We start from the raw sequence: 17267 nt of genomic DNA, 5'->3' as shown, positions 1-17267 counted from the left end.
CGGATGTCAAATCCGAGTGGGCGCAGATCGCCAAACGAAACCGGTGGTGAAGCAGTGTCGATATGGCGAAAGTTTGTTCGCACGAATGTGGCCATTTCCGAGTTCCTGGACAGTGCTCTGCCGCGGCGCCTTCGCATCGACGGCAACCGGACCTTTGCGACGGAGATAGCACCTCCCTTACTTACCTCAAACGCACGGGTTTACGATCTTGGCGGGGGTGCCAGGCCGTTCGTCAGTCTTTCGGAGAAGCGGCGCCTGGGGCTTTTTGTCGTTGGGCTCGACCTCGACGCGGAAGAGTTGTCGAAAGCGCCACGCGGAATATACGACGAGGAGATTGAAGCGGACCTTACCTCGTTTAGGGGGAGGGGCGATGCCGACGTCGTCATTTGCCAGGCAACGCTCGAGCACGTCCGTGATGGCGAGGGCGCCCTGCGCGGCATTGCCAGTTGCGTGAAACCGGGAGGCATGGTTGCCATTTTCTCGCCCTCGCGCAACGCCGTTTTTGCCAGATTGAATCGGGTCCTGCCGGAGGGGATGAAGCGACGGCTGCTTTTTGCGATCTATCCTGAAAAGGGCATGGGTCATGACGGGTTTCCGGCCTTCTACGACAAGTGCTTGCCCAGTGACGTCGAAACAATCGCAAAACGGAACGACCTGGAACTTATCGAGCGCCGTCTGTTCTGGAAAAGCTCCTACTTCTATTTTTTCGTGCCGGCCTTTCTTGCCTGGCGCATCTGGTTAGGCGTTTCCGCCCTGTTCCTCCGCAAGGATGCCGCTGAAACCTACGCCTATGTCTTTCGGCGAAAACAGTGAGTTCCCGCGGCCATGAAAAGGAAGCTCGCGCTGATCGCCATTCCGCTCGACAGAAGAGGCGGTGCCGAAACCGTCCTGAAACTTGTTGCGCGCGCACTCGCGAGGCGACCCGACTGGGACGTCGAAATCGGCTTCTTGGGTAGCCAGGCGGCGGGCGAGGCCGCTGGATCACACCAGGACGGAATTCGGTGCAGCTACGGCTTTGGCGGCGGCAAGGCCATGAGCGAGTTTTTGCTCGCCCCGCGGCTGATCCGGCGTCGGTACGATTTGGTGTTCTCGAGCCACGCACGGGTAAACTCGTTTCTGGCTGCCGCCCGAAGCGTTGGACTTCTCCGCAGCCATAGGCTGGTCGCCCGCGAGTCCACGGTACTTCTGGATCGCTTCAAGGGTCCTCGCGCGCTCGCTTACAAGGCGCTCTATGCTGCCTATGGCAGCCAGGACATGATAGTCGCGCAAACGAGCTATATGAATGAACGCCTGCGTGACGTATTGCCCCGGCGAGCAATCGCCAAGCTGTGTACTTTGCCCAACCCGGTCGACGAAGATCTCATCGTCAAAATGTCCATGGAAGCATTGTCCGGGCACGACGCCGAGATACTTTCCCGCCGTCCGCAGATAGTCTGGTGCGGCCGGCTGATTGATGTGAAGCGTCCGACGATCGCGGTTGATGTGCTGGCCGAAGTCAGACGAAGGACCGGCGAGGATTATGAGCTGACCATGGTTGGCTCTGGCCCCATGGAAGCGGAGTTGAGAGCCCGCGCCGGCAAGCTTGATCTGGCCTCGCGACTAAATCTGCTCGGCCAGAGAGACAACCCGTTTCCGCTGTTTCGCGCAGCGCGTGCCGGCATGCTCACGTCGGCGACGGAGGGATTTCCCAACGTCCTTCTGGAAATGATGGCTTGCCGGATTCCCGGCATCGTCACCACCCCCTGTGCGGGAGATCTGGACATGCTGTCGGGCCTGGAGATTTCAGCCGGCTTTGGCGCGTCGGAAATTGCGGAAGCACTGCTGAAGATCATTCAAGGCGGTGATCGGTCGGCCTTGTACGGAAAGACCTTGTCGGAAAGATCGCCGGATCGGTTTGCGGATATGCTGTTGAGAGCGCCGTCGTCATATCCGGGTGGGCAGCGATGACGGCCGTTGCTCGCAACAAGATAGTCGTCTCGATAAACACATCCTGGAATGTCGTCAATTTTCGCAAGGGACTGATCGAGGCGCTGCGGAGCCGCGGCTATGACGTGGTCGTCGTCGCGCCGAGAGACGAGTATTCTCCGCTGATTGCGGCCATGGGCTGCCGCTATGTCGAACTCGACATGGACAATTCCGGCACGTCACCGTCGCGGGATTTGGTCCTTCTGTGGCGCTACTGGCGTCTCTTGCGGCGCGAGAGACCGCTGGTGTTTGTCGGCTTCACGATCAAGCCCAATGTGTTCGGCTCCATCGCGGCCAATCTGAACGGCATTCCCGTCATCAACAACATTTCGGGATTGGGGACAGCGTTCGTTCGCGGTGGTCTGCTGCTCAGGATTGCCAAGGCTTTGTACCGGGTGGCATTGGCCCGTTCCAAAATGGTTTTCTTCCAGAATGACGATGACCGGATGCTGTTCGTCGACGAACGCCTGGTTCGCAAGGATCGAACCGCGCTTTTGCCTGGCTCCGGCATCGACCTCGCGCGTTTTGCCCCTTCGCCCGAAGCGCGCACCGGGTCTGACGCCATCATCTTTCTTCTCGTGGCCCGGCTTCTCTGGGACAAGGGTGTCGGCGAGTTCATCACGGCGGCCCGTCGGGTTTGCCGTGAGGTGCCCGGAGTGCGTTTCCAGCTACTCGGCTTTCTTGATGTCGAAAACCGGACTGCGGTCAGCCGCGAACACGTGGAAAAATGGGTTGGCGAGGGATTGGTCGAATATCTCGGCTCCACCGACGATGTGCGGCCTTTCATGCGTGGCGCCGATTGTGTCGTGTTGCCCTCCTACAGGGAGGGAACGCCGCGCTCGCTGCTCGAGGCGGCTGCGATGGGCAAGCCGCTGATCGCAACCGACGTGCCAGGATGCAGGGAAGTGGTGGACCACGCGGTCAATGGCTTCCTATGCAAGGTGAGGGACTCTGATGACCTTGCGAGCAAGATGGTCGAGTTTGCGCGGCTGGACGACTCGTCCAGGGACAGGATGGGGGCCCAGAGCAGAAACAAGGTCGAGCGGCAGTTTTCGGAAACGATCGTCATCGAGAAGTACATGCAGCAGATAGAAAGACTGAGCGCCCTTGCGACGAAATGAGCGGACCGGGCCCACCGGGTCGGATGGAGGATGGTTTTGTCAGTCAGGAACATAGCGTTGCTTGCCGTCGTGGCTGTTTTGTTTGGTGTTGGCTTTCTGGGCATCATCGTGATGCAGAGGGGCGGCCCGTCCCCCGCGAAGCCGGTAGCCGAGCTCAAGCCGTTTGAAGGCAAGCTCTCCATTCCATCGGTCGATGATCTGCGTGTCGGCGGTCGCAAGATCCTGCTGTGCGGGGCGGCGTTTTCCAGGCCTCAGGCCATGCGCCTCCTGGTGACGGAAGCGGCGCGCCGAGACTACCAGGGGCTCGTCCTGGCCTGCAAACCTGTCGGTTCCGGAACACCTTGCGACGGCAAGATCGCTTCCAGGGTTGGCGATACCCTTGTTGTGCAGTGCCTGACGGCTGAGGGGGAAGATTTGGCCACCATACTTACGCGGGGCGGAATTCTCTGCGGCCAGCCGGTTCAGGCCGGCGCAACGTACAAACCTTGCTGAGCAGGTCGCCAGTACAGACCGGAGACTCTTACGGCGAAGTGAGTGGGTCTGGTTCTCAAGCTGGCCGGCGCCCGCATTTGGGTATTTATGGGGCCTTTATTGGGTATGCCGGTTCTTGATCGAGGTGGGGGCATGGAGCCAGATCTCTATGGCCGAGAGATGAGAAATGGGTAGCCGAGCCGGCCGTCTACCCCGTTGGCCGCGATTGGTATCGAGCCGATCTCGAATTACATGCTGTCAGCACGACCAATGGTCGAAATCGCGCGGCTGCCATCAAGGAATATCTACCGAAAAATGTATCGATAATTCAATATATTAGGTTGGTTGGCGAAAGGTTTGGCGCGCTCAGCTTGGTCAAAGCTTATCGAGCCAGTCACCGCGGAAAGGAGACCTCAAATTTTTTTCCGATAGTAAGAAACCTGTGACAGGTAGTCGAAGACTATTAATGCGATCTGGCTAAAGTACTGTGCTTGGACAGACACGCGTCAGCTTAAATCGCCTCGCGCGCGCGAAACAGGTTGGAATTGTGTCGAAAAACTGGTACGCGCTGATGCAATGCCTTTGACTGGGTGCGTCTGAAGTGGTGCAGCAAGAAGGGATCGAAGACTGATGAGCCTTGTGGTTAAAACTGCGCTTGCCGTATTTGTCGTGTCAATCGGGTTTGGTTCAGCTTCATCGTTTGCCCAGGATGCTTCGTGCAGCTGCGCGACACCCTATCAAGGTTCGGCAAACCCGATCGGATCCATCCGTTCCGCCACCGGTGATGTGATGGTGTCGCAGACGGCGGGCTATGGCGCTGCCAAGGTTGGAAGCGCGCTCGATTTCGGCAGCCGTGTGGTGGTTGGCGCCAACGGCGCGGCCTCCGTTCTGGTCGGCGGCTGCAATCTGGAGGTTTCGGCCAATTCGAGCCTCGACGTTTCCCGCCTTGGCAACAACATTTGCCTCAAGCTTGTCGGCTCTGAGAAGACGGCTGCTATTCAGCCCTCCGGCGGCGGCGCCGGGTTCGGTCCGCCGGAGGCGATTTTCGCCGGGGCGCTTCTGACGTCTGGCGTGCTCGCGGCGACGCAGGACGACGACAACGGCGTCAGCCGCTGACGAAGATATGGCGGCGTCGGCCGCTGTAGAGAAGGGTCTGGAAAGGTCGGCGGCCCGGCTGGTTTATTGGGTTTGTTAACCATATTGTTCTATTGCTTGGGGCGGGGCGGGCTGTAATTTGTACCAACAGGGCGAGTTACAAGTTTTGGTGGGGTAAAATGATGAGTTGCCATCGGTTCGGGGTTGCTTTTGCTTTTGTTGCATTCGTCGCAGGGGGCGCCCTGTTCGCCGCGCCCGAGGCTGTAGCTCAGCAAACCTGTTCCTGTCTTGCGCCCGTGCCGGCGTCCGCAGACGCGATAGGTCGTCTTACGCAGGTCCGGGGTGATGTCCAGATGTCCCAGGCCGGCGGCTATGCAGGGGTGGATGCCGAGGCGCCGGTGTATGCGGGCGCGCGCATCATGACCGGGGCGCAGGCGTCTGCTTCGCTGGCTATCGGAGCCAATTGCGCGCTCGATATTCCAGCCAATGCCACCGTCAAGGTCGACCCTATCGAAGGCGGCATGTGCGTTTCGCTTGAGACACCGTCTGCGACGATCGTACCCGCCAGTTCAGAACCTGGCATGCTGCCGGTTCTCTTGGGCGGCGCCGCCGTCGGTGGTGCCGCCGCCCTTATTATCGGCCTGCAGGATGACGACGACGCGGTCAGCCAATAGGCGGGATACGACCCCCGCTGTTTTGCGTAAATTTGTCAAATGCGTCATTCGCCTTCATGCGGGTGACGCGTTTCTATTTTGTCGAGGCGAAGCTTTGCCTCCTCTCAACCAGAAACGCCAATGATCGACCTGCATTCACATATCCTGCCCGGTCTCGATGACGGTTCTCCTGACTTGGCCATGTCGCTGGAGATGGCACGGCTGGCAGTGGCCGACGGTACAACGCATATGGCATGTACGCCGCATGTAATGCCTGGGGTTTATGAGAACGCCACGCCAAAGATTGCCGGGGCTGTTCAGGCGTTAGAACTGGAGCTTCATCGCGCTGCCATACCGCTTACCCTATATGTTGGCGCTGATGTTCATCTCGCGCCTGATCTCCCCGATCGATTGAGGCTTGGTACGGTGCCGACTCTGAACGGATCCCGCTATTTCCTGTTCGAACCGCCACATCACATTTTGCCTCCGCGGCTCGAAGACTTCGCCGCCCGTCTCATAGGGGCCGGCTTCGTGCCGATCCTCACTCATCCAGAGCGGTTGACTTGGATCAAGGCGAATTACGACGTCATCGAGAGGTTGAATACGCTAGGCTGCCTTATTCAGCTCACGGCTGATTCTGTGACGGGGGCCTTTGGACGTACGGCGCTCTACTACTCGGAGAAGCTGCTGGATGAGGGCAGGGTGGATATTGTCGCCTCCGACACCCACGGCGCCAGCCGGCGGCGGCCAGGGCTTTCGCAGGCGGTTGTCGCCATCGCGAACCGGTGTGGGGAAGATGAGGCTTACAACATGGCAGTGAAACGCCCGGACGCGATATTGCAAAATCGGCCGCTCGTGCCCATCGGAAAGCAAAGCCCGAGAAAATCGGGGGGCAGCAGTGCGGGGCGGTTTGGCGGATTGGGCCGGTTGTTTAAGAGCGGGGCTCTTTGATGGGCATTTTCGATCTCGCAAGAAGTCATGCGGGCACCGTGCCCGCTTTGCTCGCATCGCTAGCAATATCTGCCTGCGCAAGCACTTCGTCGACATCGACGTCCTCCACCAGTTCTGTCGATGCGCTGCAGCCGACGGCGTCTTCATCGGCGCTCTCTGGCGGTGGTACGCTGCAGGTGGTCAAGGATCTCCCGCCGCCGCAGAATACCCAGAACGGCAGCGAGCAGCCTCTGTCTGCCAACGATGTGCTCGAGGTCAGTGTGTTTCAGGTCGATAATTTGAACAGAACAGTTCAGGTCGACGCGGGCGGACAGATTTCGCTTCCGCTGATTGGGACCATGACTGCAGCCGGCAAGACCGTTCGTCAGCTCGAGAAGGAAATCGAGACTGCCTACGGTGAAAAGTACTTGCAGTCGCCTGACGTGACGATTTTCGTCAAGGAGTCGATTGGCCAGCGCATCACGGTCGATGGTGAAGTCAACAAGGCCGGCATTTATCCGGTGTCCAGCAGCGCTTCCTTGCTCGACGCGATCGCCCTTGCCGGAGGGTTCAATCCGGTCGGTGATGCCGGCAAGGTCTTCGTCTATCGCAATGTCGGCCAAAACAAGCTGGTCGCAAATTACAATGTCGAGGAAATCCGCGCCGGCAAGAACCGCAACCCGCGCATCTATGGCGGCGACGTGGTCGTCGTTTTTGCTTCGAAGTCGAAAATCGCGATGAACAATTTGAAGGATGCGCTGGGCCTCGCCTCCAGCGCTGCCCGCATTGCGGTCATTCCGTAGACACGGACAACCCCAGGATCACCTCGCGCATGCTCGATCGCAACAGGCAGCCCCAACTTGCCGGACCCGGACATGGCCAGGCCCTGTCCGCGGACTCCTATTACGACGTGCCGCAAAACTACGGTCCCTATGGTCGCGACTATGCGGGCCAGGATGAGGGGTTCAACCCGCTCAAGCTGCTTTTATACATCGTCCAGTATCGCTGGCTGATCGTCATGATGGCGGCGGCCGGGCTCGTTGCCGGCGTCATCGTGACGATGATGCAGACACCAAAATACCTGGCGACGACGCAGCTCGAAGTTCTGGTGCCTTCGGCGAAAGTGTTTCAGGACATTGAGGTCGTTTCCGAAAACAGCGACGTCCGGGCCTTCCTGACCGCTCGGGAGAAGCTGAAGAGCCGGGCATTGGCTCAGCGCGTGGTGTTCCAGCTTGGGCTTAGCGAAAAACCGGATTTTCTGTTTCCGACGCCGAGCTTTTCCCCGAGCAATATTGTCTACCGTGCGTTCGGGATGTCCAAGTCACCCTCCATTGAGGAGAAAACGCCTGAAGAGCGCGAGGCAATTGCGATCAAGCGCATCCAGGAAGATCTGACGGTCAATCTGGTCACCAATACGAGCCTGCTATCGATCACCTTCGTCGATCAAAAGCCGAAATATGCAAGCGACGTTGCCAATCAGGTCGCGCAGAGCTTTATCGATCAACGTCTCGATCAGACCAGCGAGACCTCTGATCTGGCACGGCAGTTCATCCAGGAACAGGTTTTGCAGGTGAAGCAAAAGCTGCAGACCTCCGAAGAGGAACTGGTCACCTATGCAAAAGATGCCGGCATCACGGTTACCGGCGATGACAAATCGCTGATCGGCTCCAACATCGAAGCCCTGAACACCGCCCTGGCCACTGCAATCCAGGAGCGTCTTGATGCGGGGCGGGTGGTCGATCAGATAGAAAAAGGCCGCGGGTCGAGCCTCGGTCCGGTTCTGGAAAGCGAAGGTCTGCAGAAGCTTAGCGAAAAGCTGGCGGATCTGACCAGCCAGTATCAGCAGAAATTGGGCATCCTGAAGCCCGGTTTTCCGGAAATGCAGCAATTGCAATCGCAGATCAAGGAACTCCAGCGAATCTACAACAACGGCGTGCTGGCGATAACCGATTCGTTGCGGCTGAAATATCAGGAAGCACAGAACAAGGAAGCCGACCTCAAGTCCAAGCTCGCGGAGATGGAGAGGCAGCAGGTCGTCTTCAACGACAAGAATATCAAATACACGATCCTGAAGCGCGAGGTCGACTCCAACCGGTCGCAGTATGACAGCCTTATCGCCAAGCTGAATGAAGTCGGCGTCAGCTCGGAGCTCAAGACGCAAAGCGCTGCGATAGTCGATTTCGCTTCGCTGCCCACAGCCCCCTATTCTCCACGTCTGAGCATCAACCTTGCAGTCGCTCTCGCGCTTTTCATGGCCCTGGCTGCATCGATCATCTACATCATCGAGTTGCTGAACAATACTTTCACCAACCCGGAGCAGATCGAGAAAGAGCTGGGGCTGGCGATGCTCGGCATCCTGCCGCTTGTCGGTGACCGCGAACTCATAGCCAGCATCGCCGATCAAAAATCCGGGCTCTCCGAGGCCTATCGTTCGCTGCGAACATCGCTGCAGTTCTCCGGTGCGGAGGGCGCGCCGCGATCGCTGCTGGTGACCAGTTCGGAACCGTCGGAAGGCAAGTCGACAACGTCGTTCAAGCTTGGCCAGGATTTCGCGGCACTCGGCGCAAGGGTTCTGCTTGTCGACGGCGATCTCCGCAAACCCAACCTGCACCGGCTGTTCGGCCTCGACAATGCGATCGGGTTGAGCAACCTGCTGACTAATACCGTTCGCAAGGACGATCTGCCGGGCATTTTCAGACCGACGAAATACCCTAATGTCACCGTGCTGACGTCCGGAACGATTCCGCCGAATCCGGCCGACCTGCTCTCGTCGCCGAAGATGGCGTTGATCTTGACCAATCTCGGCAAACGCTTCGATCTGGTCATCATCGACGCCCCGCCGGTCGTCGGTCTTTCGGATGCACCAATCCTCAGCCGGCTTGCCGAAGGCACATTGATGGTCGTTTCGACCAATCAGGTCACACGCAAGTCAGCCAAAACGGCACTCAAGCGTCTGCGCTCAGCCGGTGCGAACGTGATCGGAGCGGCGATGTCGAAATTCACGGTCAACAAGTTCGATTACAATTACGCCTATAAATACATGAACTATCAGTACTACGACTATGGCGCGAGTACCCCGAAAATTGAGGGCAAAGTCGATGACGGAGCAGGCGAGCCCGCTCACGCGAAATCTCCGGCGTTCAGGCGTTTGGTTCGTCGCCTCCGTTCTGGTGTTGGCGGTTTCGTCGATAGGGCTAAGTCGGCTTCTTGAGTCGGAAACGCCGGCCGTCTCGCTTGCGCTCGATCCGTTGAACATAGATGCCTTGATAGGCGAAATTGCCGGTCGGCTGAGCGAAACAGGCGACGGTGTTGATCTCGACGTCTTGGCAGCAAAGGCGAGGGGCGCGCTTCGTTTCAACGTCGCGGACGCCCGGCTCTACAGCCTGATAGGCGAGATTGAGTATCGACAAGGCGAGAAAGACGAGGCTTTTGAACTCTTCGACCAGGCTCGAAAGCTGTCCAAGACTGAAATCCATTCGCTTCAGAGATCGATCGATCGCTCGATCGAGATGGGCGACCTGTCAAAGGCCGTCGCCGAGATCGACACGTTGCTGCGCCGGTGGCCGGACACATTTCCAGTCATTGCGGCGGGCTTGCCGGCTATTCTTGCAAACCCGGACGGATATCAGGCTGTCCTGGCAGCCTTAAGGATCGAGGCACCGTGGAGGTCCAATCTTTTCTCCGCCCTTGGTAAGGGTCCGCGGGGCCTGCGCGTCGCAAATCAACTGTTGCTGGACCTTGCCGGATCGAGCTCACAACCGACGTCGAAGGAATTGTCTGCCGTAATCAACGGGTACATCCGGCAGAAGGAATACGAGGCGGCCTATCGGCTGTTCCTGTTCAGTATGACCGATCAGGAGCGGACACTGGCCGGATACATCTTCAACGGCGGCTTTGAACAGATCCTCAGCGACAAGCCATTCGACTGGCAGGTTCGCGACCGCTCCGGTCTGGAAATTACCTTTGCCGGGGCGCGCGACGTCGGCGAAAGCGATAGCGGAGCGACTGTCCGGTTTCTGAATACGCCGGTGAAGAACGCCGCGCTCCAGCAATATGTCGAACTGCCTCCCGGCTCCTACAGGATTTCCCTGATCGCCTCCGCGAGAAACCTGAAGCTGCCCAAGCAGTTGTTCTGGTCCATCAGATGCGCGGATCCGGCGGGAGAAATAGCTCGGTTCAACATTCCGGAGGGCACATTCAATCGGCGGCAGTTGAGTCTGGATTTCGCGATCGGACCAGGCGCGTGTCCCATGCAAGTGTTGCGGCTGGAAACAGCTGCCATCGCTGAGAGCTGGCGATTTCGATACGTTGGCACGTTGGTCATGCACAAATTGAGCATCGAAAGAGTTTCATCTTGAGAGCGCGGTCAGCCCGGTCCACGGAATGGGAAAAATATCTGCTTGGGTCGGTTCTTTTCCTGTCAGTGCTGATTGGCGGCGGCACCGCGAGCGGTCTCTACACCGAAGCGCTGATCGAGGTGGCGGCGATTGTCGCGGCCGCGGCCATCTTTTCAAGGCCGTCTGAGCACGGCATCCCTCGCTCGGCCCTGTGGTTGCTTGCTCTGGGTCTTGCCGTGTTCTGTTTTCAGATCATGCCGCTGCCCGCCGCCCTGTTGAGCGGATTGCGGCCTGAGGTTCTACTTGCAAATCCATGGCTGAGCGGTGAAACCGGGCTGCGTTTCGTCAGTGTCGGCGTGGGACGCACGATCGAGTGTCTGTTGTACTTCGTGGCGATGGCTGCATTCTTTCTGAGCGTCACCCGCTTGCGCCCAGATCAGGTCTACGGCCTCCTGCCCTTCTTTTTGATGGGTGTCATCTGTAACGGATTGGCTGCGGCGATCCAGTATTCGCTCTCCGATACGGTTGCCATACAGGGTTTGCTGCCGTTCACGATCAATGCGGGACTGTTTGCCAACCAGAACCATTTTTCAGCTTTGCTCTTCGTCTCCATCCCCTTCGTCGTCTACTACGGCCTGTTTCGCGGGCACCTTCTGTCCGGGTCGCTCGGTTTGATAACGCTGCTGCTGCTGCTTCTGGCCGCCGGTTCGCGCGCCGGTATTCTGATAGGGCTGGCGATCACCATAATATCAGTCGTCTTTCTGTCCGCGCGCTCGAGGCTGGGCGGGTATGGAATACCCGCTGTCTTCATCGGGCTTTCGCTCTACACGATCGGAGCGTGGACGAAGATCGATGCGGAAGTGGTTGACCCGGCCTTTGGACGGGCCGAATTTGCTCGCACCACGATCGCGGGAATTGAAGAGAACTGGGCGACGGGCGTCGGCTTTGGGAGTTTTCCGAAAGTCTACCAGATTTACGAAAAGGGAGAGATGATCTTCAAGCCCTACGTCAATCACGCCCACAATGATTATCTGGAATTGGCACTTGAAGGTGGCGCGCCTGTTGTCTTTCTGGTCGCGGCCTACTCGATATTGCTTTTTGCGTTTTCCCTGGCGGCACGGCGAGATCCGCTGCAGAAAATGGCGTTTCTCTCAGTATCGTTTCTGCTCGTTCATTCCCTGGTCGATTATCCCATGCGAACGGCGGCGCTTGCGATGACTTTCGCCTATATGAATGGCATCATCTTTCACAAGGGATTCGCTGGGCGGTTAAGCCAGAGAGGCGAGTCGACCGAGGCCCATGATGACAATCTGCTTGTTCCCGTCAGGCCGGCTCTGGCAAGACGATAGCAATGCGTCGCCTGGAATTGGCGATGGATTGGCGCCGGGTCGTGACCCAGACGTTTGCCGAACGCCGAGATTGACAAGCCATTGCATGGAACCTAAGCACGGGCGGCTGGGGCCGGGGGGTTCAGGCATGTCAAGGAGAGCTTCTTGAAAGGAATTATCCTTGCTGGAGGCAGTGGAACGCGTCTTTATCCACTAACATTAGCAGTCTCTAAGCAAATTCTGCCGATATACGACAAGCCGATGATCTATTATCCGCTGAGCGTTCTGATGCTCGCGGGTATCCGTGAAATTCTGATCATTTCGACGCCGCGTGACCTGCCGGTTTTTCGCGATCTGCTTGGCGATGGATCGGAGTTCGGCCTCGACCTGTCCTATGCCGAGCAACCGCAGCCAAACGGGCTGGCGGAAGCCTTCATCATTGGCCGCAATTTCATCGGCAAGGACAACGTGTCGATGATCCTCGGCGACAACATCTATTTCGGCGACGGGCTGTCGCAGCTTTGCCGCGACGCTGCCTCGCGCGAAAAGGGCGCTTCGGTGTTCGCCTATCATGTCGAGGATCCCCAGCGTTATGGCGTGGTTTCCTTCGACAAGGCCACGGGAACGGCGCTGACGATCGAGGAAAAGCCGCAGGTGCCGAAATCCAACTGGGCGGTCACCGGTCTTTACTTCTATGACAACGACGTCGTCGACATCGCCCCTGCCATCCGTCCCTCGGCGCGCGGCGAGCTCGAGATCACGGCGGTCAACAACGTCTACCTCGAGCGCGGCCAGTTGCATGTGCATCGGTTGGGGCGCGGCTATGCCTGGCTCGACACCGGCACGCATGACAGCCTGCATGAGGCCTCGTCATTCGTGCGCACCATCGAGCACCGCCAGGGCATCAAGGTCGCTTGTCCCGAAGAGATCGCCTTTGAACAGGGTTGGCTGACAGTGGACCAGGTTCTGCGTCGCGCCGATCGCCTGGGCAAGAATGAATATGCCGCCTATCTGCGCCGGCGTGTCGTCGACCTGTCGGAGGGCTAGGTGTTGGAGGTCAGGCCCCTTGGCATCGATGGCGTGCTGGAAATCGTGCCGAAGCGACATGGCGACGCGCGCGGCTTCTTCGTGGAAACCTACAATGCCGAGCGCTTTTCGCAGGCCGGCATAGACCTGGCTTTCGTGCAGGACAATCATTCCTATTCCGCCGCCGCGGGCGTTTTGCGAGGGCTTCACTACCAGCTTGCGCCGCGCGCCCAGGACAAGCTGCTGCGCGTCATCCGGGGCAGCATTCTCGATGTCGCGGTCGACATTCGCCGCGGTTCGAAAACCTTCGGAAAATGGGTCGCTCTCGAAGTGTCGGCCGAAAAGGGCAACCAGATTCTGGTGCCGAAAGGCTTCGCGCACGGTTTCGTGACGCTCGTGCCCGACACCGAGGTCCTGTATAAGGTGACCGACACCTATTCGCAGGCGCATGATCGGTCGGTCCGTTTCGACGATCCCGCCATCGGCATCGAATGGCCGTCATTGACCGGCGGGTTCCAGCTCTCGGACAAGGACCTCAAGGCGCCGCTGCTGGCCGCCGCCGAGGTGTTCGCCTGATGGGTTACGTGAGGACAGCGGCATGAATTTTCTGGTGACGGGCGGTGCTGGCTTTATCGGTTCGGCGGTGTGCCGGCATCTATGCGCCAACCCGGCCTATCGGGTGACCAATCTCGACAAGCTAACCTATGCGGGAAACCTGGCCTCGCTGCGGCCGATCGAGAACGCACACAATTATCGCTTCGCGCAGGCCGACATCTGCGACGAAAAGGCTGTGCTCGACATCCTCCGGCGCGACGATATCGACATCGTCATGAACCTCGCCGCCGAGAGCCATGTCGACCGCTCGATCGATGGGCCGGGCACCTTTATCGAAACCAACATCGTCGGCACCTACAAGATGCTCAATGCCGCGCTGGAATACTGGCGCGGCCTGCCCGAAGACAGGAAGAGCCATTTCCGCTTCCATCATGTCTCGACCGATGAGGTGTTCGGCGATCTTCCCTTCGATGGCGGCATGTTCGTCGAGGAAACGCCCTACGCGCCATCCTCGCCCTATTCCGCCTCGAAAGCGGCCTCGGACCATCTGGTGCGGGCCTGGCACGAAACCTATGGCCTGCCGGTCGTGCTTTCCAACTGCTCTAACAATTACGGACCCTATCACTTTCCCGAAAAGCTGATCCCGCTGGTCATCCTCAATGCGCTCGATGAAAAACCGCTGCCGGTCTATGGCGCCGGCGCCAATGTGCGCGACTGGCTGTTCGTCGAGGATCACGCACGCGCGCTGGAACTTGTCGCGACCAGGGGACTGCCGGGCGAAAGCTACAATGTCGGCGGCAATTCCGAGCGGACGAACCTTGGCGTCGTCGAGACGATCTGCGATCTGCTCGACAGCAGGAGGCCGCGGGCAGGGGGCAAGAGCTATCGCGACCTGATTTCCTTCGTCACCGACCGCCCCGGTCACGATCGCCGCTATGCCATCGACGCCTCGAAGATAGGCCGGGACCTGGGCTGGGCGCCCAATGAGAATTTCGACAGCGGCCTCGCCAAGACCGTCGACTGGTTTCTTGACAACAATTGGTGGTGGGGACCGATCCGCGAGCAGCGCTATGCCGGTGAACGGCTGGGCGAAGCACGCAAGGGGGCGGCGTGAGGCTGGTTGTCACCGGACGCGACGGACAGGTCGCGGCAAGCCTTGCGGAGGCCGGCCAGGCGGCCGACGGCGTTGAGGTCATAGCCATTGGCCGTCCGCAACTCGACCTTGCAAGACCCGACACGGTGATCGAAGCCATCGCGGCCGCGAAGCCTGATATCGTCGTGTCGGCTGCCGCCTACACGGCGGTGGATCAGGCCGAGGATGAGCCCGATCTGGCATTCGCGGTGAACGCCATCGGCGCCAGCAAGGTGGCGGAAGCGGCGGCGCTGCTTGGCGTTCCCGTCATTCATCTTTCGACCGACTATGTCTTCGACGGCACCAAGGACGCGGCCTATGTCGAGACCGACGCGACCGCATCAGCCAGCGTCTATGGCGCCTCCAAGCTTGCCGGCGAGCAGGCGGTTGCAGCAGCCAATCCGCGCCATCTGATCCTGCGCACGGCATGGGTCTACAGCCCGTTCGGCAAGAATTTCGTGAAAACCATGCTGCGGCTGGCCGCCGACCGTGACGAGATCGCGGTGGTGGCCGATCAATGGGGAAATCCAACATCGGCGCTTGATATCGCCGACGCGATCCTGCATGCGGCGGCACAGCTGCACGAGGGCGCCGCCACATCCGGCATCTATCATCTGGCCGGAACCGGCGAGGCCAACTGGAGCGGCTTTGCCCGCCATATCCTCGACACAAGCCGCGTGTTGGGTGGTCCCTGGGCGCGGGTACGGGACATTGCTACGATGGACTACCCAACCAAGGCGCGCCGCCCCGCCAATTCCCGGCTGTCTAGCGCGAAATTCGCCGACGTGTTCGGGTGGAGGGCACCGGACTGGCGGCGATCTACGGAAGCGGTGATGCGGCGTGTCCTGGTCTGAGAGACGGAATGGGCCTTGAAGTATGAACAAGGATCCATCGTCGAAAAACATGCACGATGCAAAGGGCGGTCCGCAGGTGGTCCACCCACGGGTGGCCGGCGAAGCGTCACTGTGCGCTCGGACCAAGGCGCACGCAGCGCCGCGTAGAGAACATGCCAGTTCACTCCGCGGCCTGTACAACACCCATGTGTCGAACAAACGCGCAGCAACGCGGGACAGATGAATGGTATTCTCCGAACCGGTTTTTCTTTTCGCCTTTCTGCCCATCGCCATGGCCCTTGTCATGGTCGGAGGAAAACGATTCACGGCACCCATGGTGCTCTTGACCAGCTTGGTCTTCTATGCGTGGGGATCCGGCGCTATCGTTGCCGTACTTATCTTCTCAATCGTTTTCAACTGGGCCTACGGCAGAGTAATCGAGAGAAACAGGACCAACGCGGTTTTGATGATCGGCATTGGGGTAAACGTTCTGCTTCTTTTATACTATAAGTATTCCTACTTCATTGGCTTGAATGTGGATGAGGCAATCGGCACTCATGTGTCCGATTCTTTCAAGAGCGTCGTGCTGCCTATCGGAATCTCCTTCTTCGTCTTTCAGGCGATATCGTACCTGATCGACATAAAACGTGGAGATGTTCCCGCGGAGCGCAACCTCATAATCTTCGGAGCGTACAAGTCCTTTTTCCCGCAGTTGATTGCCGGCCCCATCGTGCGATTCCGCGATGTCGGCGAGGATTTCCACAATCCGCAAATATCGATGGAAAATATCTCGGCGGGCGTCGCTCGATTCGTCCACGGCCTGCTCAAGAAAGTGATTATTGCCGATGCCGCGGGCGCTATATCTGATGGATGCTTCGCAGTTCACGGCGCCGATGTAACCATCACGGTAGCTTGGCTGGGCGCGCTCGCTTACGCAATCCAGATCTATTTCGACTTCTCGGCATATTCGGACATGGCCATCGGGCTAGGCCGAATTTTTGGCATCCGTTTCAACGAAAATTTCATGCGGCCCTATTCGGCTTCGACAGTGACCGAATTCTGGCGGCGTTGGCATATCTCACTTTCCACGTGGTTTCGCGACTATGTGTACATACCGCTAGGCGGCAGCCGCAAAGGCACAATCCGCACCTATCGCAACCTCGCCGTAGTGTTCCTGGTCACCGGCCTGTGGCACGGCGCCGCCTGGACCTTCGTGATCTGGGGCCTCTATCACGGCGCCTTTCTCATCTGCGAAAAGCTGGTATTCGGAAACGCGGCCGCGGAGAAAAAGAGCCACGTGCTTCGGATCTTCTATCTGCTTCCGGTAATCATCATCGGCTGGATCATTTTTAGGGCCGATTCGCTCGCCCAAGCGTGGACTTTCATGACGAACCTCTTCGCGTTGGGCGAACTCGGCGCGCCGCTGCCGGAACCCGTGGCCGCCGCGCTCAATCCGCGAACAGTTCTGTTTTTCGCAATCGGGCTTCTCATCTTCGTGGCGCCGCGCGGACCTGCGATTGGGGCCTGGCTCGCGCAGGATCCCACACGCTTTCGCGTTCTCAGTCGTGTGCCCTATACCGCGGTCGGGCTCATCCTTGCCGGAGTATTCGTGCTGTCGAGTTCGTTCAGTCCATTTCTGTATTTCCGTTTCTAAGACTGCTCACGATCGTAAAGAACATGGAGGCCAATTTGAGAGGCGCGAGCGAAACGGATGGGAGACGACGCAATCTCCATGCCTTGGCAGAGTCGCCGTTGCAGCTTGAACAGTTTGATCTGAAGCTCTTTTCTTCGTACCGCTCGCATCACCCAGCGCCTGTGCTG

17 protein-coding genes are annotated in these 17267 nt (G+C 58.8%); 16 read left to right on the top strand and 1 reads right to left on the bottom strand.

Annotated elements, in window-relative coordinates; genetic code table 11:
* Nucleotides 1-3 precede the first annotated feature (3 nt).
* From NKJ67_RS04820 to NKJ67_RS04790, 7 genes are all read left to right on the top strand, one after another.
* On the top strand, nucleotides 4-813 hold the full coding sequence (locus NKJ67_RS04820; RefSeq protein ID WP_127270449.1) for a class I SAM-dependent methyltransferase: 810 nt from the start codon (nucleotides 4-6) through the stop codon (nucleotides 811-813).
* 12 nt (nucleotides 814-825) lie between these two features.
* Entirely contained in the window at nucleotides 826-1947 is a 1122-nt protein-coding gene (locus NKJ67_RS04815; RefSeq protein WP_127269564.1) for a glycosyltransferase, read from the top strand.
* The gene (locus NKJ67_RS04810) at nucleotides 1944-3086 is read left to right on the top strand and encodes a glycosyltransferase family 4 protein (protein ID WP_352580684.1); all 1143 of its coding nucleotides are present in this window, start codon (nucleotides 1944-1946) and stop codon (nucleotides 3084-3086) included. The genes NKJ67_RS04815 and NKJ67_RS04810 overlap by 4 nt, the downstream gene beginning before the upstream one ends.
* Before the next feature lie 57 nt (nucleotides 3087-3143).
* Nucleotides 3144-3578, top strand: a complete 435-nt coding sequence (locus NKJ67_RS04805) for a hypothetical protein (protein WP_352580683.1) — start codon at nucleotides 3144-3146, stop codon at nucleotides 3576-3578.
* 768 nt (nucleotides 3579-4346) lie between these two features.
* Complete coding sequence (locus NKJ67_RS04800; protein ID WP_245481758.1) at nucleotides 4347-4673, top strand: hypothetical protein; 327 nt, start codon at nucleotides 4347-4349, stop codon at nucleotides 4671-4673.
* Between the two features lie 332 nt (nucleotides 4674-5005).
* Complete coding sequence (locus NKJ67_RS04795; protein WP_128288255.1) at nucleotides 5006-5326, top strand: hypothetical protein; 321 nt, start codon at nucleotides 5006-5008, stop codon at nucleotides 5324-5326.
* 120 nt (nucleotides 5327-5446) lie between these two features.
* Nucleotides 5447-6256 carry a tyrosine-protein phosphatase gene (locus tag NKJ67_RS04790; protein ID WP_127381370.1) on the top strand — a complete coding sequence of 270 codons (810 nt, stop codon included), beginning with the start codon at nucleotides 5447-5449 and terminating at the stop codon, nucleotides 6254-6256.
* A gap of 25 nt (nucleotides 6257-6281) precedes the next feature.
* Here the strand turns inward: NKJ67_RS04790 and NKJ67_RS04785 are convergent, their stop codons facing one another.
* Nucleotides 6282-6440 (bottom strand): hypothetical protein, encoded by a 159-nt coding sequence (locus tag NKJ67_RS04785; RefSeq protein ID WP_164752261.1) that lies wholly within the window; start codon nucleotides 6438-6440, stop codon nucleotides 6282-6284.
* On the opposite strand from NKJ67_RS04785, the gene NKJ67_RS04780 reads away from it, so the two are divergent.
* From NKJ67_RS04780 to NKJ67_RS04740, 9 genes are all read left to right on the top strand, one after another.
* The gene (locus NKJ67_RS04780) at nucleotides 6433-7038 is read left to right on the top strand and encodes a polysaccharide biosynthesis/export family protein (protein ID WP_224696614.1); all 606 of its coding nucleotides are present in this window, start codon (nucleotides 6433-6435) and stop codon (nucleotides 7036-7038) included. The two genes, NKJ67_RS04785 and NKJ67_RS04780, sit on opposite strands and share 8 nt — an antisense overlap.
* A gap of 29 nt (nucleotides 7039-7067) precedes the next feature.
* The gene (locus tag NKJ67_RS04775) at nucleotides 7068-9446 is read left to right on the top strand and encodes a GumC family protein (RefSeq protein WP_127268326.1); all 2379 of its coding nucleotides are present in this window, start codon (nucleotides 7068-7070) and stop codon (nucleotides 9444-9446) included.
* On the top strand, nucleotides 9334-10593 hold the full coding sequence (locus NKJ67_RS04770) for a tetratricopeptide repeat protein (protein ID WP_352580682.1): 1260 nt from the start codon (nucleotides 9334-9336) through the stop codon (nucleotides 10591-10593). The genes NKJ67_RS04775 and NKJ67_RS04770 overlap by 113 nt, the downstream gene beginning before the upstream one ends.
* A complete protein-coding gene (locus NKJ67_RS04765; protein ID WP_128288260.1) occupies nucleotides 10590-11921 on the top strand; it encodes an O-antigen ligase family protein in 1332 nt (443 codons plus the stop codon). Before NKJ67_RS04770 ends, NKJ67_RS04765 begins: the two co-directional genes overlap by 4 nt.
* 144 nt (nucleotides 11922-12065) lie before the next feature.
* Complete coding sequence (gene rfbA, locus NKJ67_RS04760) at nucleotides 12066-12947, top strand: glucose-1-phosphate thymidylyltransferase RfbA (RefSeq protein WP_127327141.1); 882 nt, start codon at nucleotides 12066-12068, stop codon at nucleotides 12945-12947.
* Nucleotides 12948-13502: a dTDP-4-dehydrorhamnose 3,5-epimerase gene (rfbC, locus tag NKJ67_RS04755; protein ID WP_352580681.1), complete on the top strand. Its 555-nt coding sequence runs from the start codon at nucleotides 12948-12950 to the stop codon at nucleotides 13500-13502.
* Between the two features lie 22 nt (nucleotides 13503-13524).
* Nucleotides 13525-14595: a dTDP-glucose 4,6-dehydratase gene (gene rfbB, locus NKJ67_RS04750; protein ID WP_352580680.1), complete on the top strand. Its 1071-nt coding sequence runs from the start codon at nucleotides 13525-13527 to the stop codon at nucleotides 14593-14595.
* Nucleotides 14592-15467 carry a dTDP-4-dehydrorhamnose reductase gene (gene rfbD / locus NKJ67_RS04745; RefSeq protein ID WP_352580679.1) on the top strand — a complete coding sequence of 292 codons (876 nt, stop codon included), beginning with the start codon at nucleotides 14592-14594 and terminating at the stop codon, nucleotides 15465-15467. The genes rfbB and rfbD overlap by 4 nt, the downstream gene beginning before the upstream one ends.
* Nucleotides 15468-15690: 223 nt before the next feature.
* Nucleotides 15691-17100: an MBOAT family O-acyltransferase gene (locus NKJ67_RS04740; protein ID WP_352580678.1), complete on the top strand. Its 1410-nt coding sequence runs from the start codon at nucleotides 15691-15693 to the stop codon at nucleotides 17098-17100.
* Nucleotides 17101-17267: the final 167 nt, after the last annotated feature.

Source organism: Mesorhizobium sp. M0088 (assembly GCF_040322895.1).
Classification (GTDB): Bacteria; Pseudomonadota; Alphaproteobacteria; order Rhizobiales; family Rhizobiaceae; genus Mesorhizobium.
The sequence above is the reverse complement of the archived record's forward strand: the minus strand, read 5'-3'. Positions and strand labels throughout refer to the sequence as shown.

What these genes read in the sequence shown, in the direction of transcription:
- NKJ67_RS04820 (WP_127270449.1), top strand. Translation starts at nt 4, where the DNA reads ATGTCAAATCCGAGTGGGCGCAGATCGCCAAACGAAACCGGTGGTGAA.
- NKJ67_RS04815 (WP_127269564.1), top strand. Translation starts at nt 826, where the DNA reads ATGAAAAGGAAGCTCGCGCTGATCGCCATTCCGCTCGACAGAAGAGGC.
- NKJ67_RS04810 (WP_352580684.1), top strand. Translation starts at nt 1,944, where the DNA reads ATGACGGCCGTTGCTCGCAACAAGATAGTCGTCTCGATAAACACATCC.
- NKJ67_RS04800 (WP_245481758.1), top strand. Translation starts at nt 4,347, where the DNA reads ATGGTGTCGCAGACGGCGGGCTATGGCGCTGCCAAGGTTGGAAGCGCG.
- NKJ67_RS04795 (WP_128288255.1), top strand. Translation starts at nt 5,006, where the DNA reads ATGTCCCAGGCCGGCGGCTATGCAGGGGTGGATGCCGAGGCGCCGGTG.
- NKJ67_RS04790 (WP_127381370.1), top strand. Translation starts at nt 5,447, where the DNA reads ATGATCGACCTGCATTCACATATCCTGCCCGGTCTCGATGACGGTTCT.
- NKJ67_RS04775 (WP_127268326.1), top strand. Translation starts at nt 7,068, where the DNA reads ATGCTCGATCGCAACAGGCAGCCCCAACTTGCCGGACCCGGACATGGC.
- NKJ67_RS04770 (WP_352580682.1), top strand. Translation starts at nt 9,334, where the DNA reads ATGACGGAGCAGGCGAGCCCGCTCACGCGAAATCTCCGGCGTTCAGGC.
- rfbB (WP_352580680.1), top strand. Translation starts at nt 13,525, where the DNA reads ATGAATTTTCTGGTGACGGGCGGTGCTGGCTTTATCGGTTCGGCGGTG.
- NKJ67_RS04740 (WP_352580678.1), top strand. Translation starts at nt 15,691, where the DNA reads ATGGTATTCTCCGAACCGGTTTTTCTTTTCGCCTTTCTGCCCATCGCC.